The following is a 16,616-nucleotide window of genomic DNA, read 5'->3' as shown; positions in this document are numbered from 1 at the left end:
GCGGCGCTTCGTCGTGGGCAGCCGTTCACCGCGGGGTGTCGGGGCCGGACAGTTCGCGCCGGGTGCGCAGCGGTGAGAAGAAGATCGGGACCCAGACCGTGGCCAGCCCGGCCGCGCCGACCCACAGGGCGGTGCGGACCGACGCGAGTTCGCCCAGCAGGCCGGCCAGGGCGGCGCCGACGGCGAGCGAGCCGGTCAGGACGACCCGCATGGTGGCGTTCATCCGGCCGAGCAAGTGGTCCGGTGTCACGCTCTGGCGGAAGCTGACCGTGATCACGTTGTCGATGCCGACCTTGCACGTGGTGATCAGCCAGGCCGCCGCGGCGAGCCAGAGGGCCGGGCCGCGATCGGCCAGCGCCAGCAGGGCGCCGAACGGCGCGACGGCCAGGCCCATCAGCCACAGCACCCGACCCGCGCCGAGTCGGTGCGCCAGCCGGCGGGCCGACTGCGAACCGATGAACACGCCGAGGCCACCGGCCGCGAAGTACAGGCCGATGACACCGTCGGAGAGGCCGAGTTCACGGGTGAACAGCACCGGCAGCATGGTCTGGCAGAGCTGGATGGACAGGTTGGTGCAGGCTCCGGCGAGCGCGACGGCCCGGAGTGTCGGGTGGCCGAACACGAAGCGCAGGCCCTCCCGGATCTCGCCGCCGAGGCGGGCGTCGCGCCGGTGCTGCGGTCGCGGCTCCGCCCGGCGGATGCGCAGCAGGAGGATCGCCGACCCCAGGTAGCTGGCCGCGTCGACCACGACCGCTGCGGGAGCGGACAGCAGCGCCACCAGGAAGCCGCCCACGCTCCGCCCGCCGATCTGGGAGAGGGCGTCCACGGTCACCAGGTGGGCGTTGGCCTGGGTGAGCCGGTCCCGCCCGACCAGGTCGGGCAGTTGGCTCAGCGCGGCCACGTCGAAGAGGACCGTGGCCGCGCCCACCAGCAGGACCACCAGGTAGAGCTGCTGGATCGTCAGACAGTCGAGCAGCCAGGCGGCCGGCACCGACCCGAGCAGCGCGACCCTGGCCAGGTCGGCGGCGATCATCACGGGTCGCTTGCGGATCCGGTCCACCCAGGCACCGGCCGGCAGGCCGATCAGGAGGAAGGCGAGGGTGCTCAGCGTCGCCAGCAGGCCGACCTCTCCGGCCGAGCTGTGCAGGGTCAGGACGGCGGTCAGCGGGATCGCCAAGGAGCTCACCGCGGTGCCGAGCTTGCTGACCGTGGCGGCGCCGATGAGCAGGCGGAAGTCCGGGCTCCGGAGGACCGAAGGAGGCGGATCGGGAGTGGTTGCGGCCGTGTCCGGCCCGTGGGCGATCTCATGGCTGGTCATGGAGTGAGGCTCCCGCCGCGCCGCCCGGCGGGCGAGGAATTTAGGCTGGGCTGAATCCTGACCCGCCGGGCGCCGGGTCTTTCCGCCGCAGAGGGGGCCGCACCGTGCTGGACCTGGCGTTCTCCGTCCGCGATCTGGCCCGCACCCGGTTCGCCCTGTCGCCGCTGTGGGAGGTGGTGGCCAGTGTCAGGGTGCTGAAGCATCCGGCCGAGCACCCGCTGCACCGCCCGTGGATCGATCAGGTCCGTCCCCGGTTGGCCGCCTCGGGGCTGGACTGGCGCCTGCTCGCCGATCTGGTCCCGGACCCGCCCCGGTCGATCCCGGTCTTCATCGCACCACCACCGACAACCTCGGTCGCCGATCTGGGACTTGAGCTTGCCGTTCTGCGCGCGACGCCACCCGAGAAGGTCCGGTCCGGCCTCGGCGGCCCACGTGCGCCGCGCTCCGAGCGGATCGATCGGCTGCGCGGCGACCCGCGCCGCGGTCTCGGCGAACTCGCCGAACTGGTGGAGGGCTACTGGGAGATCGCACTCGCGCCGCACTGGCCCCGGATGCGCTCTCTTCTGGAAGGTGACGTGCTCCACCGGGCCGGACTGTTCGCCGAGCACGGAGCGGACCGGCTGCTGGGCGACCTGGCGTCCAGCGTGGCCTGGGACGAGGACACCCTGTACGTCGGGCACCACCATGTCCGCGGCAGCCGGCACCTCGGCGGGCGCGGGCTCCTCCTTGTTCCGTCGGTGTTCGTCTGGCCCCGGGTCTTTTCCGTGATCAGCCCGAACTGGCAACCCACCCTGCGCTATCCGCCGCGCGGCGTCGCCACGCTCTGGGAACGGCGATCCGCCGCCCCGCGGGCCCTGGCGGCGGTCATCGGCCGGTCCAGGGCCCGCCTGCTGGCCGAGCTCGACGCCCCCGCCTCGACGACCGACCTGGCCCGCCGCACCGGGATCACCGCCGGAGGAGTCTCCCAGCAGCTGACCGCTCTGCGCACCGCCGGCCTGGTCGACGCACACCGCAGCGGCCGGTACGTGCTGTACGTCCGCACAGAGGCGGCGGAAGTCCTGGTGGCCGCTGCGGAGACCCGGCGGGACCAGGCGGACGTGCCGCCTTCCGGCTGAAACCCTCCTCGATGAAGATCAGTCGGAAGGTCCGCGACGAGCACGGCGACGGCGACGGCTCCACCGCCGTCGAGTCCGGCTACGACGCCGGGGCCGAGGCGGGTCCTGGTCCGGGCCGGGACGGCGGCGCGGCCTCCAGGGTGCGGCGGATGACCGTCGATCCGTGCGCGACGAACTCGGCGATCGTCGCGGCCAGCGTGTCGGGGAGCACGTCGATGTGCCACACGAATCTCGTCCGGCCCCCGGTTTCCGGCAGAGCCTGCATGGAGGCGTGGTGGTGGGACGGGTGGAGGGTCCCGCCGATGACGGTGTAGGCGACCCGCCTCGCCTCGTGATCGAGGTCGACGAGCCGTTCGAGGACGATCGTGCCGTCGGAGAAGGTGACGGTGCGGGTGTCCGAGCTCAGGCGGGTGTCGACGACGAACCCGGGCGCCAGGCGCTCGTGCACCGCACCGTAGTCGCTGAGCACCGCCCACACCGATTCGGGGAGGGCGTCGACGGTGAATTCCTCGTGGACGGAGGCCATGTGCGATCGACTCCCGGTCAGGCCGCGGTGACGCAGAACAGGTGTCCCTCGGGGTCGGCGAGAACGGTCCACTCGCCTCCCCCGGGCTGGAACTCGGGCAGGGTCGCTCCCGCCGAGAGCAGTTCCTCGACCGTGGCCTCCAGGTCGGCGGTCCTGAAGTCCAGGTGGGCGTGCTTGGCGGTGTCGGGCCAGCCCGGTCCCCGGTAGTCGGCGACCCCCTGGAAGGCCAGCTGGACCGGCCCCTGGCCCAGGTAGACGAAGTCGTCGTCGGCCTGGGCGATCTCCCAGCCGGTGACCTTCCGGTAGAAGTCGGCGAGTGCCCGGGGGTCGGCGCAGTCGATGGTGATCGCGGTGAGTTCCGCGTGGACGGCCATGGGTGGCTCCCTTCGTGTCATCACGTGACCCCAAGCATCCGGGGCGGTGGCACCGGAGGTCTTGAAGATCCTTGCGGGCCGTCCTGTCGTACCCGGCGCGTACCGTGCGCAGCATGCTGTCCGCCTCGACCCTCGCCGTCCGGCCCGAGTTCACCGTGACCGTGGTGGGGTGCCGTTCCGACCACGTCCGGTGGTCGGAGCCGGAGACGCGCGACGACCACCGCCTGGTGCTGGTACGGCGCGGCAGGTTCCGGCGATGGGCCGACGGCGCCGATGCCGATCTGGACCCGACCATGGCCTACCTGGGCGCGCCGGGCGAGGAGGAACGCTTCGCGCACCCGGCCGGCGGCGACGTCTGCACATCGGTCGGCTTCGATCCCTCCCTCCTGGGGCGCCCGCTCGCCGCGACGACGCTGTACGTGGACGCGCGCGTCGATCTCGCCCACCGTCGTCTCCTCACCGCGGCGGGCACCGGTGACATCGACTACGCGCTGACGGAGGAGCTGCTGGGTCTCGTCGCCGTGGTGACCGGCGAGCCGACCGTACGCCCGGGACCGGCCGACCGGGCCTTGGTGGCGGCGGCACGTGAGGCGATCAACGACGAGGCTCCGGAGGCCGGGCGACTCTGTGACCTGGCCGCGCTGCTGCGGGTGTCGCCCTACCGGCTGAGCCGGCTGTTCTCACGGGAGATGGGCGTCCCACTGACCCGCTACCGCAACCGCGTACGGGTCACCCGGGCCATGGACCGACTCGCCGAGGGCGCACCCGCTCTCGCGGACCTGGCGGCACAGCTCGGCTTCGCCGACCAGGCCCACCTGACCCGCACCATCCGCGAGCACGTGGGACACACCCCCACCGCCCTGCGCCGTCTGCTCGTCCCCGGTTCGCCCGCGTCATGAGAGCGGCGGAAGCCCCCGTGTGCTGAAGACCGGTCAGAAGACCGGCGACGAGTCCGGCGACGAGTCCGGCGACGGCTCCACGCCCGCCGAATCCTGCTCGGCGGGGGCGAACACCATGCGGTGGCCGCGTGCGGTGTCCATGTACTCGCGGACGCGGTGGATCAGGCCGTCGCGGAGTTCGAAGACGAGGCAGTAGTCGTTGGTGTAGTGGTTGCCGTTGGCGAGCGTCGCGGTCATGGTCTCCTCGACGACGACGCGGTCGCCGTCGACGTGGAAGCCGCGGAACGTGACGTCGACGTCCCGGGCGAACAACCGGCCGAAGTCCTCGGCGAGGAAGCGTGCGATCGCTTCTCGGCCGATCATGTGGCTGGGGCAGTCCAGTGCGACGGCCGTCGCGTTCCCGGCCGGTGCCAGCCATTCGGCGTCCTCGGTGAAGACGGCGGAGATCCGGTCCGCATCGTGGCTGGCGAACGCCTTCCAGGCGTGCTGGACGATGTCGCGGCTGCGTTGTGACATGCCCGCGAGGCTAGGCCCGGGCAGGCCCCGGCACTGGCGGATTTCCGACGTCGTCGTCCGGTACGGGGCCGGTCCGGCGACTGCTGTATTCAAAGGTGTTGTTGGCCTTATATATCGGAGGAATATATGAGCGTGACGACCACCGATCTGGACGATGACGCTTTGGCGAAGGCTCTTCGCTTCTCCGGGGGCGCGACCGAGAAGGACGTGGTGAACGCCGCTCTCCGTGAGTACGCCGAGAGGGCACGAGCGTGCTGCCAGGCGTGCCCGGCACATGCGGGCTGCCGAGGAGTGGGACTACGAGGGCCGGCAGCGGCTCCATGACGCGGAGAGCGGGGAGCGGAGTGATCCGGTACCTCGCGGACTCCACTTCAACGCGGCGTCCGCGATGTCCCGGGCTGATGGGCGGCCAGGGGAATCAGGGGATTCCGTCCGCTTCGCCGCCGGTGGCCTATCGGGCGGCGTCCTCGGGGTACCAGCGGAGTTCGACGGTGTTGCCGTCCGGGTCGCGGACGTAGACGGAGGTGGCGTTGCCGCGGGCGCCGTAGCGCCGGACCGGGCCCTCCAGGACGGTGAAGGTGCCGGCGTCGAGGACCTCCTGCCAGTCGAGCGGGTCGACGGTGAGGCAGATGTGGTCGACGTTGGAATCGCCGCGCGGTCGGGCCATCAGGTCGATGATCGTCTCGGGGGTGATCCGGATGGACGGGAAGGGGGCCTTGCCGGCCCGCCACTCGTCGACGCGGACCGGCTCCAGGCCGAGCAGGCCCTGGTAGAACGCCAGCGAACGTTCGACGTCGCGGACGTTGAGGACGAGGTGGTCGAGGGCCTTCACGCGGAGGAGGGTCATGGTGGCTCCAGTCGGGGAGGGGCGCTTTGCCGACACCTTCCACGATCCGCCGCGCGGCCGCCGTGATCAAGGCCGCTTTTGTCGACTTGTATCGAATTTCTGCCGCGAATTAGTTGGTTGACATCCTGATCCGGTGATCGGATAGTCTGCGCCTCCACGCGGTGGGAAACCCCGCGCGGCCGCCGGATCTCGCGGCCATTTCGGACCATTGAGGTAAATGTGAGAATTCGCCATGCGCTCATGGCGGCGGCGCTGGTCGCGTCGCCGATCGCGCTGACCGCTCCCGCTGCCCAGGCCGCCGGCAACGACCCGGCCCACACCATCCGGATGGACGGATTCGACTCCGTCGAGCCCGGCGGCGGCTGGTCCGAGGGGTCGGTGACGGTCAAGAACGACACCGATCAGCTTTCCGCCGACGAGCACGTGCTGGTCTACTTCGGCTCCCAGATGATCGGCCTGGACGAGATCGTCGCCGAGTACGCCGACGGGGCCTCCGGAGCGTGGCAGCCGGTCAAGCTGATGGCCCAGGACCTGGGCGGGAGGACCGGCGGCCACGAGGGCACCGCGGCCGACCTCACCGGAGGCGCGGTCGAGGTGCAGCCGCACTCCGAGCGCACCTTCAAGCTGCGGTTCAAGCTGGTGCAGTCCGCTCAGGAGGGTCCGGCGACGGACTTCGGGGTGGAGGCCTTCATCGGTCCCCGACTGGGGAAGGGCGGCCAGGCCGAGGAGTGGGTGGCGCGCACCGGCCGGGTGGCCAAGGTGAACGGCCTCACCACCACCATCGAGGGGCTGCCGAAGTCGATCCCCGCCGACGGCAGGCCGCACCCGTTCAAGGTCTCGATCAAGACCGCCAACAAGTTCGACTGGCACCTCACCACGGCCTCGTTCTTCCTGTGGGCGGGCCAGGGCGTCGGATCGATGGACGGTCCGGCGCGCTGCGACGCCGAGGTGGACGTCCAGGACCCCAAGGACGGCAGCTGGCACCGGGTGGACCTGGGCGCGGTCGGCATGGGCGACGGCACCGTCGACGTGGCGAAGTGGGCGACCGGCCCGGTCGACGACAAGGTGCTCAACGCCCGGATCACCCTGGGCAGGAACTTCAAGCTCGACCCCTCGGACCCGAGGCTCGGCTTCGGCTACTTCCCGGGCGCCGGCCCGATGCTCTTCTGGACCACCCAGCCGCTCGCCACGACCCCGGTCGACGGCGCGCCCGACTGCGTGAACCCGAACGCGCCGGTGCCGAGCGCCACGCCGAGCGCCACGCCGAGCAAGACCCCGAGCGCCACGCCGAGCAGGACCCCGACCGCCGCGCCGAGCACGGCCGCCCCGAGTGCGACCGCCACGCCGACCGCCACCCCGTCGGTGGTCAAGGCCGCCGCCAAGCCCTCCCCGACGAAGACCGCCGCCACCGCGCAGGGCGAGCTGGCCGACACCGGCTCCGACCCCGCCGTCCCGGTGGGCATCGCCGCCGCGCTGCTGGCGGTCGGTGCCGCCGCCGTCGCGCTGGCCCGCCGCGCCCGCCGCGGCTGACCCGTTCCGGCCGACCCGCGTCGGCCGACCTGCCCCGGAAGGCCCCGCCTTCCGGGGCAGGTCGCGTTCCGCGCCGTGCGCCGCGTCCCGGCCGGTCCCGGCCGCCCCGCGGCTCAGACCGGCAGACGGGAGACCAGCAGCCGGCCCTCCATCGTCACGCCGCCGTCCATGGCGACGGCCAGCTCGTCCGCGTACACGTACGGCCCCGGCACCTGCGGCGGCATGCCGTCGTCGGCGTGCACCGCGCCGGTGAGGTACGGGATCGGGCTGTGCCCGTGCACGACGCGCGCCCCGCCGTAGGCGTCCAGCAGCTCGCGGACGGCCATCGGCCCGGCGTCGCCGCGGAAGGCGAACCGCTTGGTGAACCGGCGGAAGCAGTCCCACCACTCGTCGACGCCCTCGTCCGCGAGCAGGACGTGCACGGCGTCGTTGACCTCGGCGATGGACTCGCCGTACTCCAGGTACGCGGTGGTGTCGGAGTGCAGCAGCAGGTGGCCGTCCTCCAGGGCGATCGCCGGGAGCCGGGAGAGCCAGCTGATGTGGTGCGCCTCCAGGCGCTCCAGGTCGCTCTGCTGGCCGCCGTTGAGCCGCCAGGCGGCGAGGAAGGAGGCGGTGCCGGCGGTGGACTGGACCGGTTCGTCGCCGTACCGGGCGGCACCGAGGAAGAGCAGTTCGTGATTGCCCATCAGGGCGCGGCAGTAGCCGCCGGCCGCGGCCGCCTCGGCGGCGAGCTGCATGACCAGGTCGATGACGCCGATGCCGTCCGGGCCGCGGTCGGTGAAGTCACCGAGGAACCAGATCCGGGAGCGGCCGGCCGACCAGTGGCCGTCGGCGTCGATGATGCCCTGCTGGCGCAGCTCGGCGCGGAGCTCGTCGAGGTAGCCGTGCACGTCGCCGACCACGTAGAGCGGGCCGGGCGGCTCGCCGGGGCCGGGGGCCGGGTACGGGTGGTAGGGGACACCGGGTTCGGCGAGCGGGGGGCCGAGCTCGATGGTCGGCGGGTCGTCGCCGCCGGAGGGGGCGTGCACGGTGTGGCCGTGCTCGGGGCCGTCGGCGGGCCAGTGCTGTTCGAGGTAGCGGGCGCCGCCGTAGCCGCTGTAGGTCTCGGCCTCGTACCCGCCCCCGGAGTAGTCGGCGACGGGTTCCGGTTCGTAATAGGTGCCGTACGGCAGCACGTCGAGGTCCGGCTGGTGGCGGGGGCCTGGGTCCGGGTGTTCAGGCCCGGGGAAGCGGTCCTCGGGTGTCATTCGCCCATCATAGGAAGACCACTCTCCCGGCGTCGTCACCTGGTGGGTATCCAATCCTCCGGAGCGTCAGCCGGTCGGCCCGTCAGGTCCGATTTGTCCTGACTCGGTACGGGGGAGGGCCGCACGTGCGAGCCGTGCGGCCCGGGGTCACACCTCGCCCGGCGGGCGGGGCGGGCTGACCGTGGTGCGCGGGCACCGCCGTTGGGAGGAGGCCCGGACGATGAGTTCGGTGGGCATCAGGGTGCCGGGCGGCGGGCCGGTGCCGGCGGTGCGGAAGCGGGGCGGGAAGAGCCGGGCGATGTCGACGCCGGTGCCGGAGTCCACCCCCTCGATGGCGTCGATCAGCAGGTTCACCACGGTGGTGCCGATCCGCCGGGGTTTGAGCGACAGGGTGGTGATGGGCGGCTCGGTGGTGGCGTAGACGTCGCTCTCGCTGCAGCAGACCAGCAGCAGGTCGTCGGGCACCCGCAGGCCGTAGCGGCGGGCGGCGGCGAGCAGGTCGGTTCCGTTGGGGTCGAAGAGGCCGTAGACGGCGTCCGGACGGTCGGGGCGGGCGAGCAGCCGGTCGGCGGCGACGGCGCCGGCGGCCGGGTCGTGCGCGGGGTAGGTCTCGTAGACCGGCTCCTGGCCGACCTTGGCGCACCAGCCGAGGTAGGCCTCGGTGGAGAGCCGGGTGTAGGTGTCGGTGCTGGTTCCGGTGAGCAGGCCGATCCGGCGGGCGCCGGCCTCGGAGAGGTGGTCGAGGATGCCGAGCACGGCGGCCTCGTGGTCGTTGTCGACCCAGGCGGTCACCGGGCAGTTGCCCGGCTTGCCGTCGCTGACCACCGGGACCCCGGACCGGTACAGCTCACTGACCAGCGGGTCCTGGTCGGGCGGGTCGATCACGACCGTGCCGTCCAGGGCGATGTTGCCCCAGACGTCGTGCCGGGAGGAGGCGGGCAGCACCACCAGCGCGTAGCCGCGTCCCAGGGCGGCGCTGGTGGCGGCCCGGGCCATTTCGGCGAAGTAGGCGAACTCGGTGAAGGTGAACGGCTCTTCGCCGTAGGTGGTGACGGTCAGCCCGATCAGGCCGGAACGTCCGGTGCGCAGGGTTCGGGCGGCCGCCGAGGGGCGGTAGCCGAGGCGCTCGGCGACTTCGCGCACCCGGCTTCTGGTCTCGTCGGGCAGGCGGCCCTTCCCGTTCAGCGCGTCGGAGACGGTGGTGATCGACACTCCGGCGGCTGCTGCCACATCCCGGATGCCGGCCCGCTCCAGACGCCGTGAGGTGGTGGGTCGCCGACCGCTCTGGTTGGCTGCTGCTGTCATGGCGGACCGATCGTATGGCTCCTGACAAGGGTCTGTGACCGGCGCATTGGGAGCCTATGGAGATACGTTTCTCCATGAGTGAGCCCGTGCGCGCCCCTTCGATCCCCGTACGAAACCAGCCGGTTTACCTCTGACATGTGCCAAAGGAACCCAGCAGAATGGCTGATCTGCACCTGTAACCCGACCGGGCATCTCACTCCTACGGGTGAGCGCGGATCGGTATCGTTCAAGGCACCCGACCGGGGTGGACCGGGTGCGTTTCCGAATCCCGGGCACGGCGGCGATCCCGACCGTGACGGGCGAACGCAGCGGAAGAACAGAAGGAGACCGACCGTGACCGCAGCACAGGGCCCTCGCCTCAGGCCGACCCTGGACGGCATTCCCACGTACAAGCCGGGCAAGCCCGCCGGTGCCGACGCGTACAAGCTGTCGTCCAACGAGAACCCCTACGAGCCGCTCCCCGGGGTCCTGGAGACGGCGGTCGCGGCGGCCGGCAAGCTCAACCGCTACCCGGACATGGCCGCCACCGAGCTGACCGCCGTGCTCGCCGAGCGCTTCGGCGTGCCGGCCGAGCACATCGCCACCGGCACCGGCTCGGTCGGCGTCGCCCAGTCGCTGATCCTGGCCACCGCCGGCCCCGGCGACGAGGTGGTCTTCGCCTGGCGCTCCTTCGAGGCCTACCCGATCATCACCCAGATCGCCGGCGCGACCCCGGTCCCGGTGCCGCTCACCGCGGGCGGGGACCACGACCTGGACGCGATGCTCGCCGCGGTCACCGAGCGGACCCGGCTGATCTTCGTCTGCAACCCCAACAACCCCACCGGCAACGTGATCCACCGCGCCGAGCTGGAGCGCTTCCTGGACGCCGTCCCGTCCGACGTGCTGATCGTCGTCGACGAGGCGTACATCGAGTTCATCCGCGACCCCGAGGTGCCCAACGGCATCGACCTCTACCGCGACCGCCCGAACGTCTGCGTGCTGCGCACCTTCTCCAAGGCCTACGGCCTGGCCGGGATGCGGGTCGGCTTCGCCATCGCGCACGAGCCGGTCGCGGCCGCCCTGCGCAAGACTGCGGTGCCGTTCGGCGTCACCCAGCTCGCCCAGGACGCGGCCGTCGCCTCGCTGCGCGCCGAGGACGCCCTGATGGTCCGGGTGGACGCGCTGGTCGAGGAGCGGAACCGGGTGGTGGCCGGGCTGCGCGCCCAGGGCTGGGAGATCCCGGACTCGCAGGCCAACTTCGTCTGGCTCGAACTGGGCGAGCGCTCCGCGGAGTTCGCGGCGGCGTGCGCCGAGGCCGGGGTGATCGTCCGGCCGTTCCCGGAGGGCGTGCGGATCTCCATCGGCGAGGTCGAGGGCAACTCGATCTTCCTCGCGGTGGCGGAGGCGTTCCGCAAGGAGCTGTAACCCCCTTTCCGGTTCGCGGCGGAGCGGGAGGCCGGTGGGGCCGCCCGCTCCGCCGCGGCGTTTCCGGGCCGTCTCCCGCCGCGCCTTCGGGTTCGCGGCGGATCAGGAGTGCCTGGGGATCCCTGGGAGCCGGCTGGGAGAACGGTCAACGCTTCCCCTGGTGTCCGCCAAGCCGTCGGCCGACGCCGGGCGGAGCGTGACCATATGCCCGGTTCGGCCGGTCAGCCACCTCCCAGCCGGTGTCCAGGACGGTGCAAGAGCGCCCCGGGAAGCTGTCCGCCATGAAGGTGTTCCCGCGACGGCGAGGTGCCGTCCTCGTCAACTCCGCGCTCGGCGTGGCCCTGCTCGGTGCCGCCGCCCTGGCGTACACCGTGCTGGACGACGGCACCGGCACGGCGGCCGCCAAGGCCCCGGTCCGGACGGCCACCGTCACCAAGGGCACGGTCCTGGCCACGGTGTCCGGAACCGGCACCCTGGCGTCGCCCACCGACGCGGCCCAGGACTTCACCACCGGCGGGCGGCTCACCGCCGTCAAGGTGGCCGTCGGTGACACGGTGACCAAGGGGCAGGTGCTCGCCACCGTCGACACCACCGCGGCGCAGCAGCAGGTGGACGCCGCGCAGGCCGCGTTGAACACCGCCACCGTCAACCTGGCCAAGGCGCGCGCGGGGGTCACCACGACCACCGTGCAGCAGCTGCCGGCCAGGGCCAACGGCTCGTCCGGCACGTCGGGGTCCTCCGGCGCGGGCGGGTCGGGCGGCCGCGGGGCGGACGGGAGCAGCGCGTCCGCCCCGCAGGCCGACCAGCCGGCGGCGGCCGGTCCCTCGGCGACGGCCGCCCCGTCCGCGCAGACCGGACCGTCCGCGCAGACCAGCCCGTCCGCGCGGGCCACCGTCCCGGCGGCGACGGCCGGCGTCCCCGAGCCGCAGACCACCACCATCACCACCACCAAGGTCGACGACGCGGCGGTCGCCCAGGCCGAGCAGCAGCTCGCCACCGCGCAGACCAATCTCGCCAACGCCCAGGCGGCGCTGGCCGGCACCACGCTCACCGCCTCGGTGGACGGCACGGTCGCCTCGGTGGCGGGCCGGGTCGGCGACACCGTCGGATCGACCGGCGGCTCCTCGTCCTCCTCTGCGGGCGCCAAGTCGTCCACGGGCGCCTCCTCCGCCCCCAGCGGCTTCATCGTGCTGACCAACCCGACCGGGATGCAGGTCACCGCCAACTTCTCCGAGCTGGACTCGCTCAAGCTGAAGAAGGGCGAGGCCGCCACCGTCACGCTCAACGCGCAGTCCGACAGCAGGTTCAACGCCTCCGTGCTGTCGGTGAGCCCGCTGCCGGTGAGCGGCTCCGGCGGGGGCTCGGCCGCCGTCCAGTACGCGGCGACGCTGCAGCTCTCCGGGGACACCGGCAAGCTGCGCACCGGGCTGAGCGCGACCGTCTCGGTGGTCACCGGCGAGGCGGACGACGCCCTGTCGCTGCCGACCGCCGCCCTGTCCGGCACCGGCGCGAGCCGGACCGCCACCGTGGTGCACCCGGACGGGAGCACCGAGCGGGTCACCGTCGAGGTGGGCGTCGAGGGGGACACCACCGTGCAGGTGGTCTCCGGGCTGGCCGAGGGCGACAAGGTCGAACTGGCCTCCACCAGCGGGTCGAACGGCTTCCCCAACGGCTCCTTCCCGGGCGTGAACGGCGGCCAGGGCGGCAACGGCAACCGGGGAGGCGGTACGGGAACCGGCGGCGCGGGGGTGGCCGGCATCGGCGGCGCCGTCGGCGCTGCCGGAGGTGCCGGTGGCACGGGCGCCGGCCGGGGCGGTGGCCGCTGATGCCCCACCGCCTCCCCGCCCCCGCCCGTACCGACGCCCACCCCCACCCGTTCCCCGCCGCGCCGGCCCCGGTGATCCGGATCCGCCGCCTCACCAAGTCCTACGGCCACGGCGACGCCACCGTGCACGCGCTGCGCGGCCCCGACGACCCGGCCACCGGCGCCCCGCTGGGCGTCGACCTGGACGTCGAGCAGGGTGACTACGTCGCCGTGATGGGCAGCTCCGGCTCCGGCAAGTCCACCCTGATGAACATCCTCGGCTGCCTCGACGTGCCGACCTCCGGCCGCTACCTGCTGGACGGCATCGACGTCGGCCACCTGGACGAGCAGCAGCTCGCGCTGGTCCGCAACCGCAAGATCGGCTTCGTCTTCCAGTCCTTCAACCTCGTCCCCCGCACCACCGCGCTGGCCCAGGTCGAGCTGCCGCTCGCCTACGCGGGCGTGCGGGCCGCCGAGCGCCGCCGCCGGGCACTCGCCGCGCTCTCCCTGGTCGGCCTCGCCGAGCGCTCCGGGCACCGGCCCAACGAGCTCTCCGGCGGCCAGCAGCAGCGCGTCGCGGTGGCCCGGGCGCTGGTCACCGCGCCCGCGATGCTGCTCGCCGACGAGCCCACCGGCAACCTGGACAGCCGCTCCACCGAGGAGGTGCTCGCGCTCGTCGACGGCCTCAACGCCACCGGCCGCACGGTCGTGCTGATCACCCACGAGGACGAGGTCGCCCGGCACGCCAAGCGGGTGCTGCGGCTGGTCGACGGCGCGATCGTCGCCGACGTCCGGCAGGCCCCGGTGGACGGGCCGCCCCCCGCGCTGCTCCGGGCGGGGGTGCCGGCGTGATCCTCTGGCAGACGCTCCGCTTCGCCGCCGGCGGCCTGGCCGCCAACAAGGTGCGCTCCGCGCTCACCATGCTGGGGGTGCTGATCGGCGTGGCCTCGGTGATCCTGCTGCTGGCCGTCGGCAACGGCTCCTCGGTCGCGGTCAAGGAGTCGATCACCTCGCTCGGCACCAACGCGCTGACCGTGACCTCCGGTTCCGCCACCGGCGGCGCGCGCTCCGCCGGCACCGCCAGGAAGCTGACCGTCGCCGACGCCAGGGCGCTGGCCACCGAGGCGGACGCCAGGGCGGTCCGGTCGGTGGCGCCGGTGGTGACGGCGAGCGGCACCGCGCTGTACGGGGACATCTCCTACAGCCCCGGTTCGATCGTCGGCACCTACCCGGCGTACTTCGAGACCGCCAACCAGCGGATCGAGCACGGCGAGTACTTCACCCAGGACGACGTGCTGGCCTCCCGCAAGGTGGCGGTGCTCGGGGCGACCACCGCCAAGCAGCTGTTCGCCGGCGCCGACCCGGTGGGCAAGGCGATCACCGTCGGCGGCACCCCGTTCACTGTGGTCGGCGTGCTGCGGGCCAAGGGCGGCACCGGCTTCACCGACCCGGACGACGTGCTGATCGCCCCGCTGCCGACGGTGCAGAACGCCTTCACCGGCTTCGGCTCGGTCAACCAGATCCTGGTCCAGGCCGGTTCGGCGGACGACACGGCGGCGGCCCAGGCCGAGATCACCCGCGTCCTGCTCGGCGCGCACGCGATCGCCGACCCGAGCCGGGCGGACTTCCGGATCAGCAGCCAGGCCTCGCTGCTCAGCACCCGCGAGTCGACGACCAGGACCTTCACGGTGCTGCTCGGCGCGGTGGCCGCGATCTCGCTGCTGGTCGGCGGGATCGGCATCACCAACATCATGCTGGTCACGGTCACCGAGCGGACCAGGGAGATCGGCATCCGCAAGGCGCTGGGCGCCCCGCGCGGGGTGATCCTCGGGCAGTTCCTCACCGAGGCCACCCTGCTGTCGGTGGTCGGCGCCGGGCTGGGGGTGCTGGCCGGGATCGCCGGCGCGCACTTCAGGATCGTCGGCATCGAGCCGGTGGTGATCCCCGAGTCGGTGCTCGGGGCGTTCGGGATCGCCGTCGCCATCGGTCTGTTCTTCGGCAGCTACCCCGCCAACCGGGCCGCCTCGCTGCGCCCGATCGACGCCCTCCGCCACGAGTGAGCAAGGACCGCAGACCATGAGCAACGAGATCGAGCCGCGCACCCCCGCCGAGCAGGTCGCCCTGCTCTCCACCGCGCCGGACGCCCGGGACGTCAGCGCCGAGCTGGCCGCGCCGCCGCGCCGCCGGCTGCCGTGGCTGCCGCTCGCCCTGGCCGGGGCGGTGATCGCCACGGCGGCGTTCGCCGGCGGCGCCTGGTACCAGCGGGACCGGGGCTCCGACCGCGCCGCCGGGTCCGGGCGGACCACCGCCTCCGGCGCGCAGCAGCCGCGGGCGGGCGCGTCCGGCTACCCGGGCAACGGCAACGGCACCCGCCGCAACGGCCAGGGCGGTCAGGGCGGCCAGAACGGCACCCGGGGCACGGTCAAGGCCGTGGACGGCAGCACCGTCTACCTCACCGACGCCAACGGCAACACGATCAAGGTGACCACCGGGGACGGCACCAAGGTGCAGCTCAACAAGGAGGGCAAGGTCGGCGACCTGCAGCCCGGCCAGAGCGTCACCGTGATCGGCACCCCGGCCGGGGACGGCGGCTACGCCGCGACCCAGCTCGTCGAGGGCGCCACCGGCTTCGGCCCCGGCCCGTCCGCCCCCTCCCGCCCCGCCTCCACCGGCTGACCCGGCCGCTCCCCGGACACCCGCGCGGCCCGGCCCCACCTCCCCGGGGCCGGGCCGCGCACCCCTTCCGCTCCACCGTTCCGGGGGCCCGGTGGTCCGGGGTGGAGGCCGTGCGCACACCATCCAGCCCCGCCCTGCGGGGCTGTCCACAGGAAACCGCCCGATAAGGTGTTAATCCAACATTCATCGATGGCCCATAGCCTCCCCGGGCTAGCCTCGAGCTGAACGCCATCGTCCGACCGGGAGGCGGAACCCCCGTGCAAGGCACTGTGTCGACACCAGGAACTCCGGCGGTGAACAGCGGCGGCCAGGGGGAGGCCTACCTCCTCGTCGTCGACGACGAACCGAACATCCGCGAGCTGCTGTCCGCCTCGCTGCGCTTCTCCGGCTTCCGGGTGGCGTCGGCCGCGACCGGTGCCGAGGCGCTGCGGCTGGTCGCCGCGGACCGTCCGGACCTGGTCGTGCTCGACGTGATGCTGCCCGACCTGGACGGCTTCACCGTCGTCGAGCGGCTGCGCGAGCAGACCAGCCGCGGCCTCATCGCCGGGCCCGCCCACGGCCACCCCGGCGACCACCTGCCGGTGCTCCTGCTCACCGCCAAGGACGGCGTCGGGGACAAGGTGCAGGGCCTGGCCGCCGGGGCCGACGACTACGTGACCAAGCCGTTCAGCCTGGAGGAGCTGATCGCCCGGATCCGCGCCATCCTGCGCCGCTCCGGCGGACCGGCCGAGGACGGCCGGCTGATGGTCGCCGACCTCGTCCTCGACCCGATAGCCCACGAGGTCACCCGCGGCGGCGGTGTCGTCGCGCTCTCCCCGACCGAGTTCAAGCTGCTGCACTACCTGATGGCCAACGTCGGCCGGGTGGTCTCCAAGGCGCAGATCCTCGACCACGTCTGGGCCTACGACTTCGGCGGCGACCTGTCCATCGTCGAGTCCTACATCTCCTACCTGCGCCGCAAGCTCGACTCCGGTCCGGCCCACGGGCCCAAGCTGATCCACACCGTGCGCGGCATCGGCTACGCCCTGCGCCGCCCGCCGCAGGGTTGAGCGGCA

At 72.9% G+C, this 16,616-nt stretch carries 17 protein-coding genes; 10 read left to right on the top strand and 7 right to left on the bottom strand.

Going from position 1 to position 16,616, the window contains the following annotated elements:
- Positions 1–25: 25 nt before the first annotated feature.
- Positions 26–1,318 carry an MFS transporter gene (locus ACFU9E_RS15885; protein WP_380683699.1) on the bottom strand — a complete coding sequence of 431 codons (1,293 nt, stop codon included), beginning with the start codon at positions 1,316–1,318 and terminating at the stop codon, positions 26–28.
- A gap of 104 nt (positions 1,319–1,422) precedes the next feature.
- Between ACFU9E_RS15885 and ACFU9E_RS15880 the strand changes: the two genes are divergently transcribed.
- On the top strand, positions 1,423–2,433 hold the full coding sequence (locus ACFU9E_RS15880; protein WP_380683701.1) for a DUF5937 family protein: 1,011 nt from the start codon (positions 1,423–1,425) through the stop codon (positions 2,431–2,433).
- A 79-nt stretch (positions 2,434–2,512) separates the two neighbouring features.
- Here the strand turns inward: ACFU9E_RS15880 and ACFU9E_RS15875 are convergent, their stop codons facing one another.
- Positions 2,513–2,959: an SRPBCC family protein gene (locus tag ACFU9E_RS15875; RefSeq protein WP_380683702.1), complete on the bottom strand. Its 447-nt coding sequence runs from the start codon at positions 2,957–2,959 to the stop codon at positions 2,513–2,515.
- Between the two features lie 17 nt (positions 2,960–2,976).
- Positions 2,977–3,333 (bottom strand): VOC family protein, encoded by a 357-nt coding sequence (locus ACFU9E_RS15870; protein WP_380683704.1) that lies wholly within the window; start codon positions 3,331–3,333, stop codon positions 2,977–2,979.
- A gap of 113 nt (positions 3,334–3,446) precedes the next feature.
- Here ACFU9E_RS15870 and ACFU9E_RS15865 point away from each other — a divergent pair, with 113 nt between their 5' ends.
- Complete coding sequence (locus tag ACFU9E_RS15865; protein ID WP_380683705.1) at positions 3,447–4,232, top strand: helix-turn-helix transcriptional regulator; 786 nt, start codon at positions 3,447–3,449, stop codon at positions 4,230–4,232.
- Positions 4,233–4,265: 33 nt separating this feature from the next.
- Here the strand turns inward: ACFU9E_RS15865 and ACFU9E_RS15860 are convergent, their stop codons facing one another.
- The gene (locus ACFU9E_RS15860) at positions 4,266–4,748 is read right to left on the bottom strand and encodes a nuclear transport factor 2 family protein (protein ID WP_380683706.1); all 483 of its coding nucleotides are present in this window, start codon (positions 4,746–4,748) and stop codon (positions 4,266–4,268) included.
- 126 nt (positions 4,749–4,874) lie between these two features.
- Here ACFU9E_RS15860 and ACFU9E_RS15855 point away from each other — a divergent pair, with 126 nt between their 5' ends.
- Positions 4,875–5,072 (top strand): type II toxin-antitoxin system VapB family antitoxin, encoded by a 198-nt coding sequence (locus ACFU9E_RS15855; RefSeq protein WP_380683707.1) that lies wholly within the window; start codon positions 4,875–4,877, stop codon positions 5,070–5,072.
- A gap of 127 nt (positions 5,073–5,199) precedes the next feature.
- Here the strand turns inward: ACFU9E_RS15855 and ACFU9E_RS15850 are convergent, their stop codons facing one another.
- Positions 5,200–5,595 carry a VOC family protein gene (locus ACFU9E_RS15850; RefSeq protein WP_380683708.1) on the bottom strand — a complete coding sequence of 132 codons (396 nt, stop codon included), beginning with the start codon at positions 5,593–5,595 and terminating at the stop codon, positions 5,200–5,202.
- Positions 5,596–5,814: 219 nt separating this feature from the next.
- Here ACFU9E_RS15850 and ACFU9E_RS15845 point away from each other — a divergent pair, with 219 nt between their 5' ends.
- Positions 5,815–7,125: a hypothetical protein gene (locus tag ACFU9E_RS15845; RefSeq protein ID WP_380683709.1), complete on the top strand. Its 1,311-nt coding sequence runs from the start codon at positions 5,815–5,817 to the stop codon at positions 7,123–7,125.
- Positions 7,126–7,238: 113 nt separating this feature from the next.
- Here ACFU9E_RS15845 and ACFU9E_RS15840 read toward each other — a convergent pair whose 3' ends face one another.
- Both ACFU9E_RS15840 and ACFU9E_RS15835 read right to left on the bottom strand, forming a co-directional pair.
- A complete protein-coding gene (locus tag ACFU9E_RS15840; protein WP_380683711.1) occupies positions 7,239–8,372 on the bottom strand; it encodes a metallophosphoesterase in 1,134 nt (377 codons plus the stop codon).
- A 147-nt stretch (positions 8,373–8,519) separates the two neighbouring features.
- Positions 8,520–9,677: a LacI family DNA-binding transcriptional regulator gene (locus ACFU9E_RS15835; protein WP_380683712.1), complete on the bottom strand. Its 1,158-nt coding sequence runs from the start codon at positions 9,675–9,677 to the stop codon at positions 8,520–8,522.
- Between the two features lie 333 nt (positions 9,678–10,010).
- Here ACFU9E_RS15835 and hisC point away from each other — a divergent pair, with 333 nt between their 5' ends.
- The 6 genes from hisC to ACFU9E_RS15805 all read left to right on the top strand — a co-directional run bounded on the left by hisC (position 10,011) and on the right by ACFU9E_RS15805 (position 16,610).
- Positions 10,011–11,081 carry a histidinol-phosphate transaminase gene (gene hisC, locus ACFU9E_RS15830; protein WP_380683713.1) on the top strand — a complete coding sequence of 357 codons (1,071 nt, stop codon included), beginning with the start codon at positions 10,011–10,013 and terminating at the stop codon, positions 11,079–11,081.
- Positions 11,082–11,362: 281 nt separating this feature from the next.
- Positions 11,363–12,907, top strand: a complete 1,545-nt coding sequence (locus ACFU9E_RS15825; RefSeq protein WP_380715073.1) for an efflux RND transporter periplasmic adaptor subunit — start codon at positions 11,363–11,365, stop codon at positions 12,905–12,907.
- A complete protein-coding gene (locus ACFU9E_RS15820; RefSeq protein WP_380689350.1) occupies positions 12,907–13,737 on the top strand; it encodes an ABC transporter ATP-binding protein in 831 nt (276 codons plus the stop codon). Before ACFU9E_RS15825 ends, ACFU9E_RS15820 begins: the two co-directional genes overlap by 1 nt.
- Positions 13,734–14,945: an ABC transporter permease gene (locus ACFU9E_RS15815; protein WP_380689347.1), complete on the top strand. Its 1,212-nt coding sequence runs from the start codon at positions 13,734–13,736 to the stop codon at positions 14,943–14,945. The genes ACFU9E_RS15820 and ACFU9E_RS15815 overlap by 4 nt, the downstream gene beginning before the upstream one ends.
- A 16-nt stretch (positions 14,946–14,961) precedes the next feature.
- A complete protein-coding gene (locus ACFU9E_RS15810) occupies positions 14,962–15,561 on the top strand; it encodes a hypothetical protein (RefSeq protein ID WP_380689345.1) in 600 nt (199 codons plus the stop codon).
- 293 nt (positions 15,562–15,854) lie between these two features.
- Positions 15,855–16,610, top strand: a complete 756-nt coding sequence (locus tag ACFU9E_RS15805; RefSeq protein WP_380690397.1) for a response regulator transcription factor — start codon at positions 15,855–15,857, stop codon at positions 16,608–16,610.
- The last annotated feature ends 6 nt before the right edge of the window (positions 16,611–16,616 follow it).

The sequence above is a fragment of the Kitasatospora sp. NPDC057595 genome (assembly GCF_042800875.1).
Classification (GTDB): Bacteria; Actinomycetota; Actinomycetes; order Streptomycetales; family Streptomycetaceae; genus Kitasatospora.
The sequence above is the reverse complement of the archived record's forward strand: the minus strand, read 5'-3'. Positions and strand labels throughout refer to the sequence as shown.